This is a genomic window from Mycobacterium sp. (genome assembly GCF_049683355.1).
In the GTDB taxonomy this organism is placed as follows: domain Bacteria; phylum Actinomycetota; class Actinomycetes; order Mycobacteriales; family Mycobacteriaceae; genus Mycobacterium.
Window position 1 is genome coordinate 1 of sequence record NZ_JBAUJB010000223.1, and the last position, 5700, is coordinate 5700.

Sequence of the window (5700 nt, forward strand, 5' to 3'; positions counted from 1 at the left end):
CAGGCCACCGTGACCCCCCGGAACAGGGGGCGTCGTCACCATGCCGCCGCTCAGATCCCGCCGAAGCGTCCTCACCCTCAACGCCGGACCCCCACCCCCAGGTGGTCACCCTGAATGTCCGTCAACAATCGGGGACGCCACCCGGTTAGCGTTGGATTGTCTGATCCGCGACCCGCAGGGCGCGGTCTATCTGCGCTACCGCAACCACAAGATGCGCCGCGAAGCAATCGTACCCATCGACGACGAACTGGCTACCCTGATCCAGGCGCAGCAGACGCGCACCCGGACACGGTTCCCCACCACCGCCGTGCTGTTGCCGCGCGGCAGTGCCAACCCCGACGGGCACCTACCCATCCCGACCGCGACATTCCACCTCCAGCTCGGCCAGTGGCTTCACAACTGTTGCGTTACAGACGAACTCGGGCCACCGGTCCATGTCTCCGCACGCCAGTTCCGGCACACCGCGGCGACCCGGTGGATCAACCATGACGTGCCACAAGAAGTGGTCCGGCGACTGCTCGACCACACCAGCCACACCATGACCGCGGTGTATGCCCGCCTGGCCGACAGCACCGTCCGTGCCCAGTGGGAACGCGCCCAGAAGATCAACATCCGCGGTGAGCCCGTCGACACCACGATCGACGGGCCGCTCGCCGATGGTGAGTGGATGAAGCAGAACCTGGCCCGCGCGACCATGACGCTACCCAACGGCTATTGCGTTCTGCCGCTGCAGAAATCGTGCCCGCACGCCAACGCGTGTTTGACCTGCCCACTGTTCGTAACGACCGCCGAATTCCTACCGCAGCACCGCCGCCAACTGGAAGACACCCGCGCACTGATCGCCCGCGCCGAATCAGACGGCCACACCCGCCTGGCCGAGATGAATCGCACCGTCGAAACTAACCTGCTCACCATCATCACCACCCTCAACGCCGAGCACCCCGACTGCCGATGCGGCTCAGCGGGCAGCCAAACATGCTGCGGGAAGGACGAATCCGATGCGCCCTAACAATATCCACCATCTCATCGCCGCGGCCCAACGCCGCCGCGCCGACACCCTTCAACGCGCCCACCAAGCCCTGCAGGACCTCGGCGACACTGGCCAACAGCGCACCGTCACCCAGATCGCCGCCCACGCCGGAGTCTCCCGCTCCTGGCTATATGCCCAACCCGAACTCCGTGACCAACTCCGCCAACTGACCGCCAGACCCCAACCGAGCGAACCGGCAGCAACCCAAGTCGCACGCAGCTCCGAGGCCTCACTGCGCCAACGCCTCACCCTGGCCCACGAACGCATCCGCGAACTCGATAACGACAACCGTCACCTACGCGACCAGATCGCGCTCCTGCACGGACAACTTCGCGCCAACCGCATCGCCGCGACCCCCGTCACGGACACAGTCCACGACACAAACACCCAGCTCAAGCCACTAAAAAGCCTATCCGACCCAAGATAACATTAGTCTGCTCGAGCTCGGACACCTTGCGGCGCAGCTCCCGGTTCTCCCGGTCTGTTGCGGTGCTCACCCCGTCGCGCTCGCCGGCATCGATCTCGGCCTGGCGGACCCACTTGCGCAGCGTTTCCGGGCCCACGCCGAGAGGGCAGCCACCACTCGGACACAGCCGTACGCACTGTCGTACTCGCGTCCGCGGTCACCTCGGTTTATGCGGTCGTCAGTATCTACGGTCTCCACGACTGGGAGGACCGCGCGACCCCGGAGCGGGCCCGATTCATGGATTTCCTGGAACGCGTCGTCGTCAAGCGCCAGCAGTCCCGGCACCCGGACCTCTTCCGGGATGCGTCTCCGTTGGCGCGCGTCAACAGCGCGGCCCACCGTTTCTCGTGCTCCACGGCGACAGCGATGTCCTCATCCCTGTCGGTGAGGCGCGAGCGTTCGTCGAGCGGCTCCGCGCCACCTCGAACAGCGCCGTCGGTTATATCGAACTACCCGGCACCGGCCACGGCTTCGATCTCACCGACGGCTCCAAGTCCAGCGCAGCGGTGCGGGCGATCGGGCTCTTCCTCGACCACGTGCACCACACTCGACCGCACGCAACGGTGGACGCGGTCGGCTAGCTCGCTCAGCTTGCCGCGGACAACATTTCGTCGAACGTCGCCTGCATGCAGTCGGCGTAATGCGCCGGATCGGGCAATGCCCTGCGGTCGGCCGTGACCCCCATCGACATGGTGTCGTTGTAGCTGGCGACGACGTGGAACAGATTCGACCCCGCGACCAGCGGGCCAAGGCCGGTGACGCGAACCAGACGTGCGCCCCGGAAGTAGATCGGTTCCGTTGGCCCTGGCACGTTGCTGACCGTTGTGTTGAGGATGGTCGGACCGGAGAACGGCATCACGATCACCGCCTTCACCGTCACGCCCAGCAGCGTGGTCGGAATCAGGCCGACGAGATCCACCAGCCGCGCGTTCCTCGACGGATTCGAGTTGTCGCGATACACGGCAGATTCGGCGGCGATCGACGCCAGACGCTCACGCGGGTCCGCTGAGTCCGTATGCAGCGACAGCGCTCTGCCGAACAGCCGGTTGCCGCCGCCACCCTTCTCGCTCGCGTCGCGGATCGACGCGGGACACGCCGCCACGAGGGTGTCGTCCGGCAGCTCCCCGTGCCCGTCCAGATAGCGGCGAAGTGCGCCGCCCACGTACGCCATTGCCACATCGTTGATCGTCGCTCCCTCGACGGTTGCCTTGATGCGCTTGAAGTCGGCGAGATCGTGGAAGCGGGCCTCGAAGACTCGATGGGGTGTGACCGAATTGTTGAACCGGGTGGTCGGCGGGAAGATGGAACCGGAATCGCTTCCCAGCGTTGAGGCGATGCCGCCGGCCAGCTTGCCGGGCAGTCCTGCCAATTGACCGACGGCCTTGAGCGCACTGGGAATCATCACCCTGCTCGCGCGGAGAGGGTATAGCGCACCGTCGATCGCTGCCCGCGAGGCCAAGCCTGCTCTGGACGGCAGAGCGCTTGGCTCCCAAGGTGTTTGGGGTGGATCGGGGCGCCGACCGTCGGGGGACAAGTCGTGCAGGGCCGCCATCAGCTCGATGCTTTCCATCCCGTCGACCACGCAGTGGTGCAGCTTGAGACTGATGGCGAATGCTCCCGGTGGCACCCCCGGCACCGAGGTCAACCCCTCGATCACGGTCATCTCCCACGGCGGGCGGCGCAGGTCGATCTGCCGCGCATGGATGCGCGCGACCTGGATGCACAGCTGACGCCAATCGCCCGGTTGTGGCAGTGCGATGTGGCGGACGTGGTACTCGAGATCGAAGTCGGGATCATCGACCCAGTACGGCATGCTCGGGCCACCGGGCAACTCGGTCAACCGCCGGCGGAACGTCGGTGCGAGATGGAGGCGGGCTTCGACCTCTTCGAGGATCCCTTTGAAAGTGACTTTGCCGCCGGGTGCTGTCGCCGGGTCGTAGATCAGCAGCATCTGGATCTGGATCGGGGTCTCCGGCCGTTCGGCCCGCAGCATCATGTCGTCTGTCCAGCTGAGCTGCTGCACGCAAATACTCCATCTCCCGGGCCCCTGTGAGTACCACGCTAGGCCGGCATTTGTCAAGTCAAATGAGACAGTGCTGATCAGTTGATTTGCGGTTGGGGTTGGGGTGTGGGTTGGTTGATGTAGGTGATCGTCTTCCTCTTCGGTGGGGTGGGTCGGCGACCGAACCGGGCGGGGTTGGCGTGGTAGGCGGCGGTAAGGGTGGTTTGGCGGGCTTCGTCGATGGCATCGGCGGTGCCGAAGTGGACCGATGCCGGGGTGTGCCAGCCGATGCCGGAATGGCGTCGACGTGGTTGTATTCGTTGAAGAACCCGTCCAGGTATATGTGCGCATCACCAAGGGATGCAAAGGATTTCGGAAAATCGTGGACGTATTTCAGGGTTTTGAACTGGGCCTCGCTGAAGGGGTTGTCGTTGGATGTTCGCGGGCGGGAATGGGATCGGTCGATGCCGAGGTTGGCCAGCAGCTCCGACACCGACCCTGAGGTCATCGACGTGCCGCGATCGGCGTGCACCGTGTGCGGGACCGCGCCGTTGCGGTTGACGGCCTCCTCGATGAATTCCTCTGCCTCCTCAGCACTTTCGGTTGTTGAGAGCAGCCAGGACGGGTTGTAGCGGGAGAAGATGTCGATGATGACGTACAGGTGGTACCAGACGCCCTTGGCCGGGCCGCGCAGCTTGGTGATGTCCCATGTCCAGACTTGGGAGGGGCCGTCGGCGAGCAGTTCGGGTTTGACCTTCGCAGGATGAGTCGCCTGACGTCGCCGTTCCCTGGTTTGATCTGCGGCTTTGGCGATGCGGTACATGCTCGATTTCGAGCACCAGTAGTTCCCTTCGTCGAGTTCACGCGCCCAGATCTGGCAGATCGCCAGGTCGGCGGTCTTAGGGCGCGTGCAGTAATTGCTTAGGTTTTTCCGTTTGGTTTGTTCACACTTGTGGTATGACGCTGCCTGCTGTGGACTCCGATCCGGTCGCCGCCCGTTTGTCGTTGATCCGCCCGCATCTGGACGAGCGGGCGTGGCGGTTGTTGCTCGGCGCGGAGGCGAAGGTGTTGGGTCGGGGCGGGATCAAGTTGGTCGCGGCGGCCGGTGGGGTGCATCCGGATACCGTGGCGCACGGTGTGCGCGAGTTGGATGACGACGAACCGATTCCGGGGCGGGTGCGCCGGCCGGGTGCGGGGCGTCCGCCGATGGCGGTGACCGACCCCGATCTGGTCGCCGCGCTGGATGCGTTGGTGGATCCGGTCTCGCGCGGCGATCCGGAGTCGCCGTTGCGGTGGACGACCAAATCGACGGCGAAGCTGGCCGCCGAGCTGACCGCCAGGGGGCATCGGGTGTCCGCGCGGACGGTGGCCAAGCTGCTCAAAGAGGCTGGTTATAGCCTGCAGGCGAACTCGAAAACCCTCGAAGGCGCCCAGCATCCGGATCGGGATGGGCAGTTCGGCTATCTCAACACCCAAGTCGAGCGGTTCCAGGCCGACGGGGACCCGGTGATCAGCGTGGACACCAAGAAGAAGGAACTCGTCGGCAACTACAAAGCTGCTGGCCGCGAATGGGAGCCCGCCGGGTCACCGCGCACGGTGAAGGTGCATGACTTCGCCGACAAGGCGCTGGGCAAGGTGGCTCCCTACGGGGTCTACGACATCGCCGCCAACACCGGCTGGGTCAACGTCGGCACCGACGCCGACACCGGCCAGTTCGCGGTGGAATCGATCCGCCGCTGGTGGACCACGATGGGCGCTACCAGCTATCCCGGATCCGACAAGCTGCTGATCACCGCCGACTCCGGTGGCTCCAACGGATCCCGGCTGCGGCTGTGGAAAACCGAACTCGCCGCCTTCGCCGCCGAGGCCGGACTCGACATCACGGTCTGCCACCTGCCGCCCGGCACCTCCAAATGGAACAAAATCGAACACCGGCTGTTCTCCGCGATCAGCCGCAACTGGCGCGCACGCCCCCTGGAATCTCACGAGGTTGTCATCGAAACTCTCAGGGCAACAACCACATCCACAGGACTGACCGTAAACGCGGTGCTCGACACCACCACCTACGACCGCGGCATCAAGATCACCGACAAGCAGATCGCCGCCCTCGAAGCCACCCAGCTGCACCGTCACGAGTTCCACGGCGACTGGAACTACACGCTCACCGCCGACCACACCGCGACACGCCCAACGTCACCTACC

The 5700-nt window shown here is 65.1% G+C and carries 6 protein-coding genes and 1 pseudogene; 4 read left to right on the forward strand and 3 right to left on the reverse strand.

What is annotated here, in order from left to right; translation table 11 throughout:
• Positions 1–40: 40 nt before the first annotated feature.
• Positions 41–1009 carry a tyrosine-type recombinase/integrase gene (locus WA944_RS13490; protein ID WP_526611422.1) on the forward strand — a complete coding sequence of 323 codons (969 nt, stop codon included), beginning with the start codon at positions 41–43 and terminating at the stop codon, positions 1007–1009.
• Positions 999–1457, forward strand: a complete 459-nt coding sequence (locus WA944_RS13495) for a DUF6262 family protein (RefSeq protein ID WP_526369651.1) — start codon at positions 999–1001, stop codon at positions 1455–1457. Before WA944_RS13490 ends, WA944_RS13495 begins: the two co-directional genes overlap by 11 nt.
• On the opposite strand, the gene WA944_RS13500 is transcribed toward WA944_RS13495, so the two are convergent.
• Complete coding sequence (locus WA944_RS13500; RefSeq protein WP_526369653.1) at positions 1423–1593, reverse strand: transposase; 171 nt, start codon at positions 1591–1593, stop codon at positions 1423–1425. The genes WA944_RS13495 and WA944_RS13500 overlap by 35 nt on opposite strands.
• A gap of 62 nt (positions 1594–1655) precedes the next feature.
• On the opposite strand from WA944_RS13500, the pseudogene WA944_RS13505 reads away from it, so the two are divergent.
• Positions 1656–2077 (forward strand): annotated as a pseudogene (locus WA944_RS13505) (alpha/beta hydrolase family protein); the annotation flags it as partial.
• 5 nt (positions 2078–2082) lie between these two features.
• Here the strand turns inward: WA944_RS13505 and WA944_RS13510 are convergent.
• Positions 2083–3519: a WS/DGAT/MGAT family O-acyltransferase gene (locus WA944_RS13510; RefSeq protein WP_526369655.1), complete on the reverse strand. Its 1437-nt coding sequence runs from the start codon at positions 3517–3519 to the stop codon at positions 2083–2085.
• Between the two features lie 58 nt (positions 3520–3577).
• Entirely contained in the window at positions 3578–4321 is a 744-nt protein-coding gene (locus WA944_RS13515; RefSeq protein ID WP_526369657.1) for a DDE-type integrase/transposase/recombinase, read from the reverse strand.
• Positions 4322–4455: 134 nt separating this feature from the next.
• Between WA944_RS13515 and WA944_RS13520 the strand changes: the two genes are divergently transcribed.
• Positions 4456–5700 (forward strand): ISAzo13 family transposase (locus WA944_RS13520; protein WP_526647040.1); only part of this gene is annotated, 1245 nt, incomplete at its 3' end.